This is a genomic window from Intestinirhabdus alba, from assembly GCF_009711095.1.
In the GTDB taxonomy this organism is placed as follows: Bacteria; Pseudomonadota; Gammaproteobacteria; order Enterobacterales; family Enterobacteriaceae; genus Intestinirhabdus; species Intestinirhabdus alba.
Genome location: NZ_WMJZ01000024.1, coordinates 1 through 19,072 on the forward strand (window position 1 = coordinate 1; position 19,072 = coordinate 19,072).

Annotated in this window: 16 protein-coding genes; 8 read left to right on the forward strand and 8 right to left on the reverse strand. The window is 56.5% G+C overall.

Going from position 1 to position 19,072, the window contains the following annotated elements; genetic code table 11:
- Positions 1-154: 154 nt before the first annotated feature.
- On the forward strand, positions 155-874 hold the full coding sequence (locus GJV78_RS16205) for a FadR/GntR family transcriptional regulator (protein ID WP_155109309.1): 720 nt from the start codon (positions 155-157) through the stop codon (positions 872-874).
- Complete coding sequence (gene mdtD, locus GJV78_RS16210) at positions 871-2,298, forward strand: multidrug transporter subunit MdtD (RefSeq protein WP_155109310.1); 1,428 nt, start codon at positions 871-873, stop codon at positions 2,296-2,298. Before GJV78_RS16205 ends, mdtD begins: the two co-directional genes overlap by 4 nt.
- Here mdtD and rbsR read toward each other — a convergent pair.
- The 7 genes from rbsR to kup all read right to left on the reverse strand — a co-directional run bounded on the left by rbsR (position 2,264) and on the right by kup (position 10,319).
- On the reverse strand, positions 2,264-3,262 hold the full coding sequence (gene rbsR, locus GJV78_RS16215) for a ribose operon transcriptional repressor RbsR (protein WP_155109311.1): 999 nt from the start codon (positions 3,260-3,262) through the stop codon (positions 2,264-2,266). The two genes, mdtD and rbsR, sit on opposite strands and share 35 nt — an antisense overlap.
- Positions 3,263-3,265: 3 nt before the next feature.
- Complete coding sequence (gene rbsK, locus GJV78_RS16220) at positions 3,266-4,195, reverse strand: ribokinase (RefSeq protein ID WP_155109312.1); 930 nt, start codon at positions 4,193-4,195, stop codon at positions 3,266-3,268.
- 264 nt (positions 4,196-4,459) lie between these two features.
- Positions 4,460-5,350 (reverse strand): ribose ABC transporter substrate-binding protein RbsB, encoded by an 891-nt coding sequence (rbsB, locus tag GJV78_RS16225; protein ID WP_155109313.1) that lies wholly within the window; start codon positions 5,348-5,350, stop codon positions 4,460-4,462.
- A gap of 23 nt (positions 5,351-5,373) precedes the next feature.
- Entirely contained in the window at positions 5,374-6,339 is a 966-nt protein-coding gene (rbsC, locus tag GJV78_RS16230; RefSeq protein WP_155109314.1) for a ribose ABC transporter permease, read from the reverse strand.
- Positions 6,340-6,343: 4 nt separating this feature from the next.
- Positions 6,344-7,849, reverse strand: a complete 1,506-nt coding sequence (gene rbsA / locus GJV78_RS16235) for a ribose ABC transporter ATP-binding protein RbsA (RefSeq protein WP_155109315.1) — start codon at positions 7,847-7,849, stop codon at positions 6,344-6,346.
- Between the two features lie 7 nt (positions 7,850-7,856).
- On the reverse strand, positions 7,857-8,276 hold the full coding sequence (gene rbsD, locus GJV78_RS16240; RefSeq protein WP_155109316.1) for a D-ribose pyranase: 420 nt from the start codon (positions 8,274-8,276) through the stop codon (positions 7,857-7,859).
- 174 nt (positions 8,277-8,450) lie between these two features.
- A complete protein-coding gene (kup, locus tag GJV78_RS16245; protein ID WP_155109317.1) occupies positions 8,451-10,319 on the reverse strand; it encodes a low affinity potassium transporter Kup in 1,869 nt (622 codons plus the stop codon).
- 580 nt (positions 10,320-10,899) lie between these two features.
- On the opposite strand from kup, the gene ravA reads away from it, so the two are divergent.
- Positions 10,900-12,396: an ATPase RavA gene (ravA, locus tag GJV78_RS16250; RefSeq protein WP_155109318.1), complete on the forward strand. Its 1,497-nt coding sequence runs from the start codon at positions 10,900-10,902 to the stop codon at positions 12,394-12,396.
- Positions 12,390-13,841, forward strand: coding sequence for an ATPase RavA stimulator ViaA (gene viaA, locus GJV78_RS16255; RefSeq protein ID WP_155109319.1), 1,452 nt, complete (start codon positions 12,390-12,392; stop codon positions 13,839-13,841). The genes ravA and viaA overlap by 7 nt, the downstream gene beginning before the upstream one ends.
- Positions 13,842-13,847: 6 nt before the next feature.
- Here viaA and asnA read toward each other — a convergent pair whose 3' ends face one another.
- Positions 13,848-14,840 (reverse strand): aspartate--ammonia ligase, encoded by a 993-nt coding sequence (gene asnA, locus GJV78_RS16260; RefSeq protein ID WP_155109320.1) that lies wholly within the window; start codon positions 14,838-14,840, stop codon positions 13,848-13,850.
- A gap of 152 nt (positions 14,841-14,992) precedes the next feature.
- On the opposite strand from asnA, the gene asnC reads away from it, so the two are divergent.
- The 4 genes from asnC (at position 14,993) to rsmG (ending at position 18,936) form a co-directional block, all read left to right on the forward strand.
- On the forward strand, positions 14,993-15,451 hold the full coding sequence (gene asnC, locus GJV78_RS16265; RefSeq protein ID WP_155109321.1) for a transcriptional regulator AsnC: 459 nt from the start codon (positions 14,993-14,995) through the stop codon (positions 15,449-15,451).
- An 89-nt stretch (positions 15,452-15,540) separates the two neighbouring features.
- Positions 15,541-15,984 (forward strand): FMN-binding protein MioC, encoded by a 444-nt coding sequence (gene mioC, locus GJV78_RS16270; protein WP_155109322.1) that lies wholly within the window; start codon positions 15,541-15,543, stop codon positions 15,982-15,984.
- A 378-nt stretch (positions 15,985-16,362) separates the two neighbouring features.
- Entirely contained in the window at positions 16,363-18,252 is a 1,890-nt protein-coding gene (gene mnmG / locus GJV78_RS16275; protein WP_155109323.1) for a tRNA uridine-5-carboxymethylaminomethyl(34) synthesis enzyme MnmG, read from the forward strand.
- A 60-nt stretch (positions 18,253-18,312) separates the two neighbouring features.
- Positions 18,313-18,936: a 16S rRNA (guanine(527)-N(7))-methyltransferase RsmG gene (gene rsmG, locus GJV78_RS16280; RefSeq protein ID WP_167519605.1), complete on the forward strand. Its 624-nt coding sequence runs from the start codon at positions 18,313-18,315 to the stop codon at positions 18,934-18,936.
- The last annotated feature ends 136 nt before the right edge of the window (positions 18,937-19,072 follow it).

Consider the following 19,072-nt stretch of genomic DNA (forward strand, 5'->3'; position numbering starts at 1 on the left):
CAAGAGGTAATTTAAAATAATTTTCCAACTGTCGTTTTTTTCAGCAAAACAGGCAGTAACACGCCATTAAAAAAGCAATTTGTCGCTTAATCGCCGCAGTGACGCCTCGCGATGGCATACTAATTTCGATAAAGCAGATAAAGGATGAGTCTACATGCCCTTAAGCGTACAGCAGTTAGCCGCACAGAAGAATATTTCATGGATTCTGGCAGAAAAACTGGCGCAGCGAATTTTAACCGGTGAATATGCTCCCGGTGAGATCCTGCCCGGTGAAATTGAGCTGGGCGAGCAGTTTGGTGTAAGCCGGACCGCTATAAGAGAAGCCGTAAAAACGCTGACGGCGAAGGGAATGGTTTTGCCCCGCCCTCGCATTGGAACCCGGGTCATGCCGCAGACCAACTGGAACTTTCTCGATCAGGAGCTGCTCGCCTGGTGGACAACGGAAGATAACTTCTCGCAGGTAATCAACCACTTTCTGGTAATGCGCAACAGCCTTGAGCCGCAGGCATGCAGGCTGGCTGCAGCCAATAGTTCCGCAGAGCAAAAAGCCCATCTCAATACCTTAATGTCAGAGATGATAGCGCTGAAGCACAACTTTAAGCGCGAGCGCTGGATTAAGGTCGATATGGCCTGGCATGAGCATATCTACACAATGAGCGCTAATCCGTTCTTAACGTCCTTTGCCTCATTGTTTCATTCCGTATACCAAACTTACTTTACGTCGATTACCTATAACGATGTGGTGAAACTAGAATTACACCAGGCTATCGTTGACGCTATCGTTCAAAGCGATGGCGATGGCGCATTCAGGGCCTGCCAGAGGTTACTTAACGCCCCTAACGAACAGCCGGATAACGCACGGGATAATAAATGATTGAAAAAAAAGCGCGTAGCATGGCCGGTTTGCCCTGGATCGCGGCGATGGCTTTCTTTATGCAGGCATTAGACGCCACTATCCTTAACACCGCGCTTCCCGCTATCGCACAAAGCCTGAATCGCTCTCCTTTGGCGATGCAGTCTGCCATTATCAGCTACTCTCTGACGGTTGCTATGCTGATCCCGGTTAGCGGGTGGCTCGCCGACCGCTTTGGCACTCGCCGGGTATTTATCATCGCCGTCAGCTTATTTACCCTTGGTTCACTGGCCTGCGCACTTTCCGGTTCGCTTGGCGAGCTGGTTATTTTCAGAATTGTTCAGGGGATCGGCGGAGCGATGATGATGCCGGTTGCGCGTCTGGCCTTATTACGCGCCTACCCGCGCAGCGAGCTATTGCCAGTGCTCAATTTTGTGACCATGCCGGGGCTGGTCGGCCCAATCCTTGGTCCCGTACTGGGAGGTGTGCTGGTCACCTGGGCCAGTTGGCACTGGATTTTCCTGCTTAACATTCCCGTCGGCGTCGCAGGGATTCTGTACGCGCAAAAATATATGCCGAACTTCACCACCCCACGGCGAAAGTTTGATATGAACGGTTTCTTTCTCTTTGGTCTGAGCCTGGTGCTGTTTTCCAGCGGTATAGAGCTGTTTAGCGAGAAGCTTGTCGCCGGCTGGATCGCCCTGTGCGTTATCGCCGCCAGCATAGCGCTGTTGATCGCCTATATCCGCCACGCTCGTCGCCACCCGGCACCGCTGATTTCGCTCTCCCTGTTTAAAAACCGTACTTTTTCGGTGGGTATTTCCGGCAACCTCACCACCCGCCTTGGAACGGGGTGTGTACCTTTCCTGATGCCGCTGATGCTGCAGGTGGGTTTTGGCTATCCGGCGATGATCGCCGGGTGCATGATGGCACCAACGGCGCTGGGCTCCATTCTGGCAAAATCGATGGTAACGCGAGTACTGCGCCGTCTGGGATACCGACGCACCCTGTTCGGCGTAACCCTTTTTATTGGCCTCGCCATCGCCCAGTTTTCGTTACAGTCCCCCGCCATGCCGATTTGGGTATTAATTGTTCCGTTGTTTATTCTGGGAATGGCGATGTCCACGCAGTTCACCGCGATGAATACTATTACGCTTGCCGATCTGACCGATGAGAATGCCAGCAGCGGCAACAGCGTGCTGGCGGTGACGCAGCAGCTTTCTATCAGCTTAGGCGTGGCGATCGGTGCCGCGGTGCTGCATTTCTATGAAGGTTTCAAAGGTGCCAGCACTGTTGAACAGTTCCATTATACCTTTATCACGATGGGGGTGATTACAGCGCTCTCCGCGCTGGTCTTTATGCTGCTGAGGACCAAAGACGGCCGCAACCTGATCAAGGAACGGCACCGCGCTAAGCCGACCCCCGCGTCATCAGAACGGGAGTAAGCTGCAGCCTCTGCTGCTGCATTGTGGGCTGGGACATTCGGTGTATCAGCACATCAATGGCCAGTTCGCCCAGTTCATCTTTTGGCTGATGAATCGTCGTAAGCGGCGGCGTCATATAACGCGCCAGTTCGATATCGTCATAGCCAATTACCGCCATATCCTGCGGAATACGCAGCCCTGCCTGATAGAGGGCCTGATAGGCACCGACGGCCATCGCATCGTTGCCAGTAAATACGGCCTGTGGACGCAGCGGATGTCTCAGCAGCGTTTGCATAGCGGTAAGGCCGCCGCTGAACTCAAAATCGCCGGTAATTTCATACCCTTCAGGGATCGCCAGCCCGCAGCGCGTCATGGCCGCCCGGAAACCTTCCAGGCGCAGCCGCGCCGGCGTTTTATCCAGTGGCCCGGTAATACAGGCAATACGGGTAAAGCCTTTATCAATAAGATGCTGCGTTGCCAGATCGCCGCCCAGCAGAGAGTTATCCTGAATTAAATCGCTGTCGCCTTCGCTATCGAAGGGCGACCAGTCCATCATCACCGTGGGAATCGACGGATAGCGCTGCACTATTTCCCGGGAAGGCTGATGCGTTTCGGTACACAGCAGCAGCAAACCATCCACCCGCTTTTGCATCAGGGTTTCCAGGCTGCGATTCATCCGTTGTTCATCGCCCTCGGTATTGCACAACACCAGGCTATAGCCTCGCTCAAAGCAGCTACGCTCAACGCCGCGCACCACCTCGGAATAAAAGGGGTTGGTACTGGCGACAATCAGCATACCGATGGTGCGGGTCTGGTTGAGCTTCAGGCTGCGCGCCAGGGCGGAAGGGGCATAGTTGAGCGTCTTTATCGCCGCCTCAACTTTTTTGACGATCGCCTCGCTGACAAAACGGTCTTTATTAATGACGTGGGAAACCGTCGAAGTAGAAACACCCGCCATGCGGGCAACATCCTTCATCGTAGCCAAGCGTCACCTCTGTTGAGCTAAAAACATCGCGATCTCTTCGCGCCAGGGGACGGAAGGCTGCGCCCCCTTACGGGTCACCGCTATCGCCGCGGCGGCGTGCGCAAAGCGAATCGCCTCATGTAGCGGCATCGCTTCCAGTAGCGCGGTAATCAGCGCGCCGTTAAAGGTATCCCCGGCGGCAATCGTATCCACCGCCTCGACGCGAAATCCCGGCACACGGCTCCCTTCGCCACTAACGCTGGCCCACACGCCCCGGCTGCCTAAGGTAATCAGTACCGTCTGGATGCCCTTATCATGCAGCGCCTGCGCCGCTCTGGCGGCGTCACGATCGTTTTCCACCCGGATCCCGGTCAGCTTTTCCGCTTCCGTTTCGTTGGGCGTAATAATGTCCACCAGCCCCAGCAGTTCATCAGATAAGAGACGCGCCGGTGCCGGGTTGAGCACGACGGTTGTCCGGTTCTGCCGGGCAATTTTCGCCGCCGCCAGCACGCTCTCTGGCGGCGTCTCCAGCTGCATAAGCAGCGCCGAGGCCTGCGCGATACGATCGCGCTGGGCCTCTACCCGCGCAGGGGAGAGCGCCGCATTGGCCCCGGCATGTATACCGATAACATTTTCACCATCATCGTTAACGAAAATCAGCGCCACTCCGGTAGATTCACCGCTGATAACGCTGATGGGCGCGATATCCACATTGTCGTCGTTCAGTTGGCGGCGAATACGCTTGCCGATATCGTCGTCACCGGTACAGGCGATAAACGCCACCTTCGCGCCGCTGCGGCCGGCAGCCACCGCCTGATTCGCACCTTTACCGCCAAAGGCCACCTGATAGTGGCTACCCGTAACGGTTTCGCCCGGGGCCGGAAAGGATTCAAGGTTAAGGATGTGGTCAACATTAATGCTGCCAAGGACGACAAGGTTGCCTGCGCTTTTCATATTCAGAGATATCCATCTGTAACGCCACCGAAACGAGCCGCTGGCGTAAACCCTGCTTGTTTTCCATTGCCCCACAGGCGGCCTGCGGCCGCCTGAGACTGATGACAAACCCCAGGCCGAACTCGTTCGGCCATAATCACCACAAAAATAAACAAGGAAAATCAATTCATTGATTTTCGGCTGCTAACCACAAAGAGGGGAAAACCACGTTTTTTCCCTCTTTGTCAGCAATCTGAGGCGGCCCGCGGCCGCCTGAATTGCAGCTTACTGCTTAACAACCAGCTTCAGATCGACCGGATAAGTCGTCTGCACCTGCTCACCTTTCAGCACTTTATCCGCCGTTTCGACGCCTTTCGCACCAATCTGATCCGGCAGTTGGGCAACTGTTGCCGCCAGCTTGCCGCTGTTTACCGCTTTCTCGCCATCGGGCGTACCGTCAAACCCCACCACCATCACATCGGATTTCCCGGCGGTCTGTAGCGCCCGCAGCGCGCCCAGCGCCATTTCATCGTTCTGGGCGAAGACCGCCTGCACGTCAGGATGCGCGGTCAGCAGGTTCTGCATAACGTTCAGCCCTCTGGTGCGATCGAAATCGGCCGGCTGGCTGGCAAGCACGTTAAATTTATGCGCCGCGACGGCCTGTCGGAAGCCTTCACCGCGTTCACGCGCCGCGGAGGTTCCGGCAATGCCCTGCAGCTCAATAACCTTCGCGCCTTCACCCACCTGCTTAGCGATATAGTCGCCGGCGATTTTACCGCCCAGCACGTTGTCAGATGCGATATGGCTTACCACTTCGCCTTTCGAGGCGTGACGGTCCAGGGTAATTACCGGAATTTTGGCCTGGTTGGCCATTTTCACGGCGTTCCCCACCGCATCGGAATCCGTCGGGTTAATTAGCAGAATCTTCGTACCGCGCACAGTTAAATCCTGAACGTTCGCCAGCTCTTTTGCCGGGTTATTCTGAGAATCGAGCACCACCAGGCTGTAGCCCAGCTTGTCCGCCTCTTTCTGCGCCCCCTCCTTCAGGGAAACAAAAAAAGGATTATTGAGGGTGGAGACCACCAGCGCAATGGTGTCTTTTGCCATCGCATTCGCGCTTACGGTGGCGCTCAGGGCAACGGCGGAAATCAGGGTAGCCAGTTTTTTCATGTTCATTTTCAGATGTCCTGTAGTCGTTATTACTGCTTCTTGTTGTCTACCAGCACCGCCAACAAAATCACCACCGCCTTGACGATCATCTGGTAATAGGAGGAAACGCCCAGCAAATTCAGGCCGTTATTGAGGAAACCAAGAATCAATGCACCGATCAGGGTTCCGATAATCCGCCCTTTGCCGCCCGCAAGACTAGTGCCACCCAGCACCACCGCCGCAATAGCGTCCAGCTCATAGCCGGTGCCGGCGGTTGGCTGTGCGGAGGAGAGACGCGCCACCTCGATAATCCCGGCCAGCGAGGCCAGCAGGCCGCAGAGCGCGTAGACGATAATTTTGATCTTATTAACGCTGATGCCGGACAGGCGCGTGGCTGCTTCATTACCGCCCAGCGCATAAATATAGCGTCCCAGTCGGGTGTGGTGCAGCATGTACCACGCCACCAGGAAAACAATGCCCATCAGCCATACGGGAGTCGGCATCCCCAGCGGGCGGCCAATGCCGAACCAGCCGAACAGATCGGCGTTATCGCTAAAGCCGGTATTTATCGGGCTGCCGTTGGTATAGACCATGGTGACGCCGCGTAGCAGCAGCATCATCACCAGGGTGGCGATAAACGCCTGCACCCGGCCCTTCGCCACGATAACGCCGGTGACGGCACCTACGGCAGCTCCCAGCGCCAGCGCTGCCGCAACGGCCACCAGCGCGTTGACCTCAATCCCGACGATTGAGGCGGCAACCGCGCCGGTGAGCGCCAGCAAGGAACCGACGGACAGATCGATACCCGAAGTCAGAATCACCAGCGTCATTCCGACCGCCATAATGGCGTTTACCGAGGTTTGCTGGAGAATATTGAACAGGTTATTGACGGTAAAAAAGTTGGGGCTTAGCGTAGAGACAATCGCGATCAGCACCAGCAGGGCGATAAGCGACTTCTGCTCCATCAGCCACGCTTTTGTGAAATAACGGCGACCAGAAACGGCCTGAGTAGTCATCTTTTTACTCCTGATTCACGCGATTAAGCTTGCCCACGGCGGCAGCCATTAATACTTCCTGAGTGGCCTGCTCGCGAGTAAATTCGCAGCCGGAATGCCCCTCATGCATGACGATAATACGGTCGCTCATGCCTAACACTTCCGGCATCTCCGAGGAGACCAGAATGATGCTCAGGCCTTCGGCCTTGAACTGGTTAATTAACTGATAAATCTCTTTTTTGGCCCCGACGTCCACACCGCGGGTCGGCTCATCGAGGATCAGCACCTTCGGGCGGGTCATCAGGCCGCGGGCGATAGCCACCTTCTGCTGGTTACCGCCGGAAAGCAGGCCGATTGCCTGCTCCATCGACGGGGTTTTGACGTTGAACAAGCGGATAAAATCGCTGACCGCCTGCTGCTCATCTTTATGTTTCAGGCCGCCGCCGGTGCGGCTGAAGTAGCGCAGCGCGGTCAGCGACATATTCTCTTTAACCGACATGCCGAGCACCAGGCCGTCACGCTTACGGTCTTCTGAGATATAGACGATGCCGTTGGCTAAACCCTCCTGCGGCGAGCGCGCCACTACCTCATGCCCGTCGAGAGAGACACGTCCGCCGGTACGCGGCAGCGCGCCGTACAGCACCTTCATCAGCTCGGTGCGCCCGGCCCCCATCAGGCCAGAAACGCCCAGAATTTCACCGCTGCGCAGGGTAAATGAGACATTATTCACCCCCGGCCCGCTCAGGTTCTCGACCTTCAGGCGCACCTCGCCCGGCGCTTTATCCAGGTGCGGGTACTGATCTTCAAGCTTACGCCCGACCATCATTTCGATAAGTGTATCTTCGGTCAGCGAAGCGACTTCGCGCTCGGCGATAAACTGCCCGTCGCGGAACACGGTCACGTCGTCGCAAATCTCGAAAATCTCTTTCATCCGGTGGGATATATAGACAATGCCGCGCCCCTGCGACGTCAGCTCGCGGATCGCGCGAAACAGGGATTCCGTTTCGGTATCGGTCAGCGCGTCCGTCGGCTCGTCCATAATGATGACCTTCGATTCAAAGCTCAGCACCCTGGCGATTTCCACCATCTGCTGATCGCCTATCGACAATTCACCGACCAGGCGATCGCTTTTAAAGCGCAGATTGAGTTTGGCTAACAGAAGATCGGCTTCGGCATACATCTTCTTCCAGTCGATTTTACCGAAGCGATTAACAAACTCGCGACCGAGAAAAATATTTTCGGCGATGGAGAGCTGCGGGATCAGGTTCAGCTCCTGGTGAATAATGCCGATCCCGGCTTCCTGAGAGGATTTTGGCCCGTTAAAGGTGGTCTCCCGCCCCAGCCACAGCAGCGAACCGGCATCGCGGGTATAGATGCCGGTCAGCACCTTCATCATGGTGGATTTACCCGCGCCGTTCTCACCCACCAGCGCCATCACGCGGCCGGGGTAAACGTTCAGCGCAGCGCCGGAGAGCGCTTTTACGCCAGGGAAGGCTTTATCGATCCCTTTGAGCTGTAGTAATGCGTCCATGTCGGCCTCAGAAAGTAACGCCGGCACAGAGAATAATATTCGCATACGGCGAACACTCTCCGCTGCGAATTACCGCCTGGCTGTCTGCGGTTTGCTGTTTGAACTGTTGGTGGGAAACATATGAAATCTCAATGGTGTTTCCCTGGCGTTGCTCCAGCAGCGCAAGGTAGTCAAGCAGCGCGGCGTGGAGCCGGGGATTATGCTGTTTTATCTCCTGAGCCAGAATGGCGGCCTCAACCTGCATCTCCTGGGTCACCACCTCCACAACCTGCATAAAAGAGGGGATGCCCTGGGTTAATGCCATATCGATCCGTGACGTGCCGTTCGGGACGGGTAAACCGGCATCGCACACCACCAGCGTATCGGTATGCCCCAGCCGGGAGATAATCGATGAGATTTCAGAATTGAGTACCGTGCCTTTCTTCATTTTATTCCCCATCAGCGAAACGTTTCGCTGGCGGCGAGTCTACGCCGATTCGCGCGCAGAAAACTATCGCGATATGGCAAAAATGTGATCGCTATCGAAACGTTTCGCTTGCGAAGATGCAAAAAATGAAGTGGCAGACGGTAACCCGGCGGGCGGACGCCGCCGGGCAGACGGTTATATCTCGACCTGGGTGCCCAGCTCGATAACCCGGTTCGGCGGGATCTCAAACTGATCGGGAGCCCGCAGAGCGTTACGCTGCAGCAGCAGATAGAGCTTGCCGCGCAGGCGCAGATACCACGGTCGTTTGCCAAGGATCAGCGACTCGTGCGACATAAAGAAGGACGTTTCCATCATCCGGCAGCTTAGCCCTTCCAGGCCACAGCGATGAAATACCTCTTCAACGTTCGGCGTTTCGCGCCAGCCGTAGCTGGCCACCACCCGCCAGAAAGTAGGCGACAGCCGCTCAATCTGCACCCGACGAACGTTATGCACGTACGGCGCATCTTCGGTGCGCAGGGTCAGCAGGATCACCCGCTCGTGCAGCACCTTGTTGTGCTTAAGGTTATGCAGCAGTGCGAACGGGATAACGTTCAGCGCGCGGGACAGGTAAACCGCCGTCCCCGGCACGCGAACCGGCGGCGATTTCTCCAGCGAGACGATCATCGCCTCCAGCGAATTTCCATGCTCATGCATACGTCGCAGCAGGCGAAAGCGTTCACTCTTCCAGGTGGTCATAATAATGAACATCACGATACCCAGAGAGAGCGGCAGCCAGCCGCCCGACAGCAGTTTATCGAGATTTGCCGAGAACAGCGGAATATCAATGCACAGCAAAGCTACCAGGATCAACGCCACTAAATATTTATTCCAGCGCCAGTTTTTACGCGCCACGGTGGTGGCCAGAATGGTGGTCAGCACCATCGTACCGGTTACCGCGATACCGTACGCCGCGGCCAGATTACTGGAGTGTTCGAAGCTGACGATCACCACCACCACCGCGCAATAGAGCAGCCAGTTCACAAAGGGAATGTAGATCTGCCCCGACTCCATTTCAGAGGTGTGGATAATGCGCATTGGCGAAAGATAGCCCAGCCGAACGGCCTGGCGGGTCAGCGAAAAGACCCCGGAAATCACCGCCTGGGAGGCGATGACCGTCGCCAGCGCGGCGATAATCAGCAGCGGAATAAGCGCCCACTCCGGGGCCAGCAGGAAGAACGGGTTTTTAATCGCCTCCGGATGCTTTAACAGCAGCGCCCCCTGACCGAAGTAGTTAAGCACCAGCGACGGCAGCACCACCGTAAACCACGCCAGCCGAATAGGCAGCTTGCCGAAGTGCCCCATATCGGCATACAGCGCCTCAACGCCGGTAATCGACAGCACTACCGCGCCAAGCGCAATAAAGGAGACGGTTTTATACTCCAGGAAGAAATGGATCGCCCACTGCGGATTCAGCGCCTGCAGCACCTCCGGGTTGCCAATAATGCTGCGCAGGCCGAGCACAGCCAGAATCAGGAACCACGTCAGCATAATCGGCGCAAAGAGCTTGCCGACCATCCCGGTGCCGTGCTTCTGAATCATAAACAGCAGCGTCAGGACAATAATAGAGAGTGGGACTATCCAAGTATCCAGCTGCGGGGCGACGATCTCCAGACCTTCGATGGCAGACATCACCGAAATCGCCGGCGTGATCACCACTTCCCCATAAAAGAAGCTGCCGCCGATAAGGCCCATGATCACCAGCGCGGAGGTAGCTCTGGCAGACGTATTACGACCGGCCAGCGACATCAGCGTCAGTATCCCCCCTTCGCCGGCGTTATCCGCGCGCATCACGAAGGTAAGATATTTAATGGAGACCACAAAGATAAGCAGCCAGAAGATTAGCGACAGAAAGCCAAATACGGCGTCCCGTTCAACGCCAAAACCAAACTGACCGGACAAACATTCACGGAGCGTATAAAGTGGGCTGGTGCCAATATCACCATAGACAACCCCAATAGCCGCGAGGGTAACCGCAGACAATGATTGCTTATTATCAGTGCTCATAGACTCATCTTTCGTTTATACACATTACGCTTCAGGCTGCCTCCCCGCTGGCGTAGCTCGTTATCCGGCACTCCGTTATCGGCCTCTGAGGCAACCTGAACGTTTTTTGTGTATAGATATGAAATGTGTGCGTCGTCCCTTGGCCCACAAAAAAGCGCACAGTATGCACGATTAATCGTAAAATCGTACCCCTAATCGTGGCCAGATTAACCCGACCCGATGATAAATAAACGGCCCTTTAGTCTGTTAAGGCCAGGAAGATGAAAGGTTATATACCCTAAATAATTCGAGTTGCAGGACAAAACGCAGCGCGTTTTGAACAGCCCCGGGGCTGGCCCCGAAGGGGTGAGGCCCTCAGGCCGAATCACGCGGCGACACAGTGACAAATTCGTCAGGAACGAATTTGAACAGCCGCAGGCTGCCTCTGGTGAGAGACAGGGATGTCTCTCATTAATCCCCGGGAGCTTACTGAAGTAAGTGACCGGGGTGAGCGAGGAAAGCCAACGCGCATACAACTTGAAGTATGACGGGTATACACGTCATTCATTCAGCATGTTTAACGAAAGGACGCCACTCAATTATGGCTCAACCACACCTGTTAGCGGAAAGAATTTCCCGTCTGAGCAGCGCGCTGGAAAAGGGGCTTTATGAACGCAGCCACGCCATCCGCCTGTGTCTGCTCGCGGCCCTGAGCGGCGAGAGCGTTTTTCTGCTCGGCCCGCCGGGGATAGCTAAAAGCCTTATCGCCCGCCGCCTGAAATTTGCCTTCCAGCGCGCGCGTGCCTTTGAATATCTGATGACCCGCTTCTCCACGCCGGAAGAGGTGTTTGGCCCTCTCTCCATTCAGGCGCTGAAGGACGAAGGGCGCTATGAGCGCCTGACCGCAGGCTATCTGCCGGAAGCGGAAATTGTCTTTCTGGATGAGATCTGGAAAGCGGGTCCGGCGATCCTCAACACCCTGCTGACCGCCATTAACGAGCGCCATTTCCGCAACGGCGCTGATGAAAAAATGATCCCCATGCGCCTGCTGGTCGCGGCCTCCAACGAGCTGCCCGAAGCGGACAGCAGCCTGGAAGCCTTATACGACCGGCTGTTGATTCGTTTGTGGCTGGATAAAGTTCAGGATAAAGCGAATTTCCGCTCAATGCTGATCAGCCAGCAAGAGGAAAACGACTGCCCGGTGCCGCCGTCACTGCAGGTCAGCGATGAGGAGTATGCCCGGTGGCAGAAAGATATCAGCACTATTTCGCTGCCCGATAGCGTATTCGAACTGATATTCACTCTGCGGCAGCAGCTGGATGCACTGCCGGATGCTCCCTATATTTCCGACCGACGCTGGAAAAAGGCGCTTCGTCTGCTGCAGGCCAGCGCCTTTTTTAGTGGGCGCGACGCGGTCTCCCCTGTCGATCTTATCCTGCTGAAAGACTGCCTGTGGTACGACGACAAAAGCCTGCATTTAATCCAGCAGCAGTTGGAAATAGTGATGACCGGTCACGCCTGGCAGCAGCAGGCGATGCTGGCCCGCCTGAGCGGCATCACCCAACGGCATCGCCAGCTTCAGCAGCAGCAGAGCGATAAAACCGCTTTCACCGTGATTCGTCAGAGCGGGATGTTCAGCCGCCGCCCCCATTATGAACTGCCGCCGGAGGCAAAAGACGCCACCCTGACGCTGCTACTGCAAAAGCCGCTCAGGCTACACGACCGGGAGACAATCCATATCGCTTTCGATCGCAACGCACTGGCGCTGTGGCTGACGAAGGGCGGAGAGATCCGCGGTAAGCTGAACGGGATCGGTCACCCTCTGGCGCTGAATATGGCCGTCGACGACGCCCGCCAGCTGGTGGTGCGCGACGTGAGCCTGCAGGAAACCCGGCTGGCGCTGCCGGGAGCGGTCAGGGAGACCTTTCCCGACGAAATTAAACAGCAACTGGAGGCGCTGGAAAGCGACTGGCGACGGCAGCACGCCCGATTCAGCGAACAGCAAAAGTGCCTGTTTATTCCCGGCGAGTGGCTGGGTCTTATTGAGGCCAGTTTGCAGGACGTGGCCACCCAGATCCGTCAGGCGAGCCAATGCTGACGCTGGATACGCTGAATGCGATACTGGCGGTCAGCGAAGACGGGATGATCGAAGAGATACTCCTTACGCTATTGGCCACGCCGCAGCTGGCGATCTTTTTTGAAAAATATCCCCGACTCAGACAGGCCATAGCCGGCGATCTGCCGCGCTGGCGGGAAACGCTGCGCGGCCGGATAAAAGAGACGCACGTTCCACCTGAGCTGGCGGAAGAGATAGCGGAGTATCAGCAAAGCCTGCGGCTTGAAACGCCGCAGTTCATCGCCAGGCTGCCGCAGCTCCTGCCCCGGCTCCACCAATTGCACTCCTCCTGGGCCGGACAGGCACAGCAACTGGTGGACGGCAACAACGCCTTTACCCCCGCCCTGCATACCCTTTTTCTGCAGCGCTGGCGTTTGAGTCTGGTCCTGGAGGCCACCGCCCTTAACCAGCAGCTGCTGGAAGATGAACGCGAGCGGCTGTTGAATGAGGTACAGGAGCGGATGGCGCTCAGCGGCCAGCTGGCACCGGTGCTGGCGGAAAACGACGCCGGTGCCGGACGCCTGTGGGATATGAGCGCAGGTCAGCTTAAGCGCGGCGACTACCAGCTCATCGTTAAATATGGCGATTTTCTGGCCCAGCAGCCGGAGCTGCGGCGGCTTGCGGAGCAGCTGGGCCGTTCCCGGGAAGCCCGGTCGGTCCCGCACCGGGAAGCGCCAACGGAAACCTTCCGCACGCTGGTGCGCGAACCGTCGTCGGTGCCGGAACAGGTCGACGGCATTCAGCAAAGCGACGATATTCTGCGCCTGCTGCCGCCGGAGCTGGCCACCCTCGGCATTACCGAACTGGAGTATGAATTTTATCGTCGGCTGGTGGAAAAACAGCTGCTTACCTATCGCCTGCACGGCGAGGCCTGGCGAGAGAAGATCATTGAGCAGCCGGTGCTGCACCAGCACGTTGACGAGCAGCCGCGCGGGCCGTTTATTGTCTGCGTGGACAGCTCCGGCTCTATGGGCGGTTTTAACGCACAGTGCGCCAGGGCGTTCTGTCTGGCGCTGATGCGCATTGCGCTGGCCGACAACCGCCGCTGCTTTATTATGCTGTTTGCAACCGAAGTGGTGAGCTATGAGCTGACCGGCCCCCAGGGAATCGAGCAGGCCATCCGCTTTTTAAGCCAGCGCTTTCACGGCGGTACGGATATCGCCAGCTGTATTCGTACAATAATTGAACGTATGCAGAACCGGGAGTGGTTTGACGCCGACGCGGTGGTAATTTCAGACTTTATCGCCCAGCGGCTGCCGGATGAGGTGGTCAATAAGGTAGCAGAGCTGCAGCGCCTTCATCAGCACCGCTTTCACGCCGTGGCGATGTCGGCGCACGGCAAGCCCGGCATCATGCGCATTTTCGACTATATCTGGCGCTTTGATACCGGGATGCGCAGCCGCCTGCTTCGACGCTGGCGGCGTTAGACAACATTACAGCAGCGCAGAAACGCTTTCGCGGACCTGTGCGGGCCAGACGCCACACTGGACCTGACCGATGTGCGGCAGCTGCAGCAACAGCATGGTCAGGCGTGACTGGCCGATGCCGCCGCCGATGGTCTGCGGCATTTCACCGCGCAGCAGCGCCTGGTGCCACTCCAGGCTCAGGCGATCTTCGTCACCGGTAAGCTGAAGCTGATGCTTCAGCGTATCGGCATCTACGCGGATCCCCATTGAGGAAAGCTCAAAGGCATCTTCCAGCACCGGGTTCCAGACCAGAATATCGCCGTTCAGACCGGCATAGCCCAACTCAGAGGCGGTGCTCCAGTCATCATAATCCGGCGCACGCACGTCGTGACGTTTACCGTCGCTTAGCGCGCCGCCAATCCCGACCAGGAACACCGCGCCCAGCTCTTTAGCGATTGCCCGCTCGCGGCCCTTGGCGTCAAGCTCCGGATAGCGGGAGAGCAGCTCCTGGCTGTGCACAAAGTGAATCTGCTCCGGCAGGAACGGTGCCAGACCAAACTCTTTGCTGACCGCGGCTTCAGTGGCCTTAATTCCCGCCCAGATCGCCTCTACCGTGCTTTTCAGGGTGGAAAAGTGGCGCTCGCCGTCGCCCATTACGCGCTCCCAGTCCCACTGGTCAACATAGACCGAGTGGAGCGGAGAAAGCCGTTCCTCATCGGGGCGGAGGGCCTTCATGTGCGTGTACAGCCCTTCACCCGCGCTGAAGTCGTGTTGTCCCAGCGTCTGTCGTTTCCACTTCGCCAGTGAATGCACTACCTCGAACTGGGCTTCAGGCAGCGCCTTCACCTTCACCTGCACCGCTTTTTCACAGCCCGACAGGTTATCCTGCGTACCATCTCCTACCCGGCTGAGAATCGGGGCCTGAACCTCAATCAGGCCCAGACGCTCCTCCAGCTGACGAGAGAAATGTGATTTCACGAAGCTAATCTGACGTTGTTTGGCAATGTAAGCGGTTTTCATTATGTTTTACTCCTGCGTCCTGTTGCCACTGATTAAGCAACAAAACAGGGTCAACATTCAATAATCAAGAGATAAAAAGCCTTATTCGTTTTTAATTGATTAAAAAAACACGCTAAAATAGAGCGAATCATTAATCTTCATATGAAAAAACAATGGAAAATTATCAGATCGACAATCTGGACCGCGGCATTCTTGAGGCTCTGATGGCAAATGCCCGCACCGCCTATGCCGAACTGGCCAAGCAGTTCAGCGTCAGTCCGGGGACTATTCACGTCCGCGTTGAGAAGATGAAGCAGGCCGGGATCATCACCGGCGCGCGAATTGATGTCAGCCCCAGGCAACTGGGTTACGACGTCGGCTGCTTTATCGGCATCATTCTGAAAAGCGCCAAGGATTACCCCTCCGCGCTGGCGAAGCTGGAAAGCCTGGATGAAGTGACTGAAGCGTATTACACCACTGGCCACTACAGCATCTTTATTAAGGTGATGTGCCGATCGATCGACGCCCTGCAGCAGGTGCTTATCAACAAGATCCAAACAATTGATGAAATACAGTCCACCGAGACCCTGATCGTCCTGCAGAACCCGATTATGCGCACCATCAGGCCATAGACGCTTTTTTTCATCCCACAGTTTTCCACAGGTAGATCCCAGCCCGCGCACAGCGTACAATAGCCCTTCTTTTATAAGGAAGGGCGCAAATGGCGGATATCACTCTTATTAGCGGCAGCACCCTCGGCGGCGCTGAATACGTGGCGGAGCACCTGGCTGAAAAGCTGGAAGAGGCCGGTTTTTCAACCGCGACTCTGCACGGCCCGCGGTTAGAGGATCTCCCCCTCTCCGGGATCTGGCTGACAATCAGCTCCACCCACGGCGCGGGTGACATTCCGGATAACCTTGTTCCTTTATATAAAGCTCTGCGGGAGCTGCATCCCGATCTGTCGCTGGTTCGCTTCGGTGCCATCGGCATCGGCAGTCGGGAGTACGACACTTTTTGCGGCGCGATCGAAAAAGTCGAGGCGGAATTAAAGCGCGCAGGTGCAAAACAGCTAGGTGAAACGCTCAGGATCAACGTCCTCGAACACGAAATTCCGGAAGATCCAGCGGAAGCCTGGCTGGGATCCTGGATTAATTTACTCAAATAAGTGTAAAGATCGTGCGATCGACTGGGGATAACTCTGGTAAGAACCTTGGATCAACCGGTAGTTATCCAGAGAATAAGCCTTGTGCACTTTTTGACTTGTGCATAACTACCCATTCTGATCCCAGCTTATACGCCCCGGGATCACCGATCGTTCACAGCTATTGATCCTTGCCAACGTCTTGATCTTCTTAGCCAGATCCAGGTTATCCACAGAGATCGGCGATCCTAATAAGAGATCACAATAGAACAGATCTCTATATAAAAAGATCTTCTTTTTAATACCCAGGATCCCGGCCCTTTCTCCCGCGTCTAAAGTTGAGTAGAATCCACGGCCCGGGCTTCAATCCATTTTCATACCGCGTAATGCGAGGCAATCACCATGTTTTATCCGGATCCTTTCGACGTCATCATCATTGGCGGGGGTCATGCAGGCACTGAGGCCGCAATGGCCGCGGCGCGTATGGGTCAACAGACCCTGCTTTTGACACACAATATCGACACCCTGGGGCAGATGAGCTGCAACCCGGCGATCGGCGGTATTGGGAAGGGACACCTGGTAAAAGAGGTCGATGCGCTCGGCGGGCTGATGGCGAAGGCTATCGACCATGCGGGGATCCAGTTCAGAATACTAAACGCCAGCAAAGGCCCGGCGGTGCGCGCCACCCGCGCTCAGGCGGATCGGGTGCTTTATCGACAGGCGGTACGCACCGCTCTGGAAAATCAGCCCAACCTGATGATCTTTCAGCAGGCGGTGGAAGATCTGATTGTCGAAAACGATCGTGTAGTCGGTGCCGTGACCCAAATGGGGCTAAAATTCCGCGCCAGGGCGGTGGTCCTGACTGTGGGGACTTTCCTCGACGGGAAGATCCATATCGGGCTGGATAACTACAGCGGCGGCCGCGCCGGCGATCCGCCATCTGTTCCACTTTCCCGCCGTCTGCGCGAACTGCCGCTGCGCGTAAGCCGCCTGAAGACCGGCACGCCGCCGCGTATCGATGCGCGCACCATTGATTTCAGCGTCCTGGCGCAGCAGCATGGTGATAATCCGCTGCCGGTATTCTCGTTTATGGGTCATGCCTCACAGCATCCGGACCAGGTGCCTTGCTATATCACTTACACCAACGAGAAGACCCACGACATTATCCGTAATAACCTCGATCGTAGCCCGATGTACGCCGGGGTGATCGAAGGGATCGGCCCGCGCTACTGTCCATCGATCGAAGACAAGGTGATGCGCTTTGCCGATCGCAATCAGCACCAGATCTTCCTGGAGCCGGAGGGGCTGACCTCCAGTGAAATTTATCCGAACGGTATCTCCACCAGCCTGCCGTTTGATGTGCAGATGCAGATCGTCCGCTCAATGCAGGGGATGGAAAACGCCAGGATCGTCCGTCCGGGCTACGCTATCGAATATGATTTTTTCGACCCGCGCGATCTGAAGCCGACCCTGGAGAGCAAGTTTATTCAGGGGCTGTTTTTTGCCGGGCAGATTAACGGCACCACCGGTTACGAAGAGGCTGCCGCCCAGGGGCTGCTTGCCGGTCTTAACGCCGCGCGCCTGTCTGCGGACAAAGAGGGCTGGGCCCCCGCCCGCTCCCTGGCCTATCTTGGCGTGCTGGTGGACGATCTCTGTACCCTGGGGACTAAAGAGCCGTACCGCATGTTTACCTCGCGGGCGGAGTATCGCCTGATGCTGCGTGAAGATAACGCCGATCTGCGCCTGACCGAAGCCGGACGCGAGCTGGGTCTGGTGGATGACGAGCGCTGGGCGCGCTTCAATGAGAAGCTGGAGAATATCGAACGCGAGCGCCAGCGCCTGAAGGCGACCTGGATCACGCCATCCGCCGACGCGGCGTCTGAAATTAACGTTCACCTCACCTCACCGCTGTCGCGGGAGGCCAGCGGCGAAGATCTGCTGCGTCGCCCGGAGATCGGCTACCGGCTGTTGACCAGCCTGTCGCCGTTCGCCCCGGCGCTGGAGGATGCCCAGGCGGCCGAACAGGTTGAGATCCAGGTGAAATATGAGGGCTATATTGCCCGTCAGCAGGATGAGATTGAAAAGCAGCAGCGCAATGAAAACACGCTGCTGCCCGCCACGCTGGATTATCGTCAGGTTGCCGGGCTGTCGAACGAAGCGATCGCCAAGCTCAACGACCATAAACCCGTCTCTATCGGCCAGGCGTCGCGTATCTCCGGCGTTACGCCCGCAGCTATTTCCATTCTGCTGGTCTGGCTGAAAAAACAGGGAATGCTGCGTCGCAGTGCGTAAAAAAGGGCGTCGCCGGACGGCGGCGTCATACCCGAAAATAATCTTTTACAGGCTATTAGCGTGCTCAATAAACTCTCTCTGCTGCTGAATGAAGCAGGTATTTCTCTTAGCGAATTCCAGAAACAACAGCTGGTTGCCTACGTGGAGATGCTGCATAAATGGAACAAGGCGTACAACCTGACGTCGGTGCGGGACCCCAACGAGATGCTGGTACGCCATATCCTTGACAGCATTGTGGTTGCACCATTTCTGCAGGGTGAGCGTTTTATTGACGTCGGCACGGGGCCTGGGCTGCCGGGCATTCCCCTGTCCATCGTGCGCCCTGAGTCGCAGTTCACGCTGCTGGACAGTCTGGGGAAACGGGTGCGTTTTCTGCGCCAGGTGCAGCACACCCTTGCCCTTAAAAATATTACTCCGGTGCAGTATCGGGTAGAAGAATTTCCCGGAGAGCCGCCCTTTGACGGCGTGATCAGCCGGGCATTCGCCTCGCTTAACGATATGGTTAGCTGGTGCCATCATCTGCCCGGTGAGAACGGCCGTTTCTATGCGCTGAAGGGGCAAAAACCGACGGAAGAGATCTCCTCTTTGCCGGCCGGATTCTGCGTGGAATCCGTGGAAAAACTGCGGGTGCCGAAGCTGGAAGGCGAGCGCCATCTGGTGGTCATTAAGCCAAATAAAAGTTAATTTTTATCAAAAAAAGCAGATAAAAATGGCCCCCCCGTGGTGTTAAAAAGGGTGAACGGGCGAAGAAAAATCAGAGAAAGTGCTTAACGCAGTGTTTACGCAATCTTATCACCCGCGATAGCCCATCTGCTTTGTT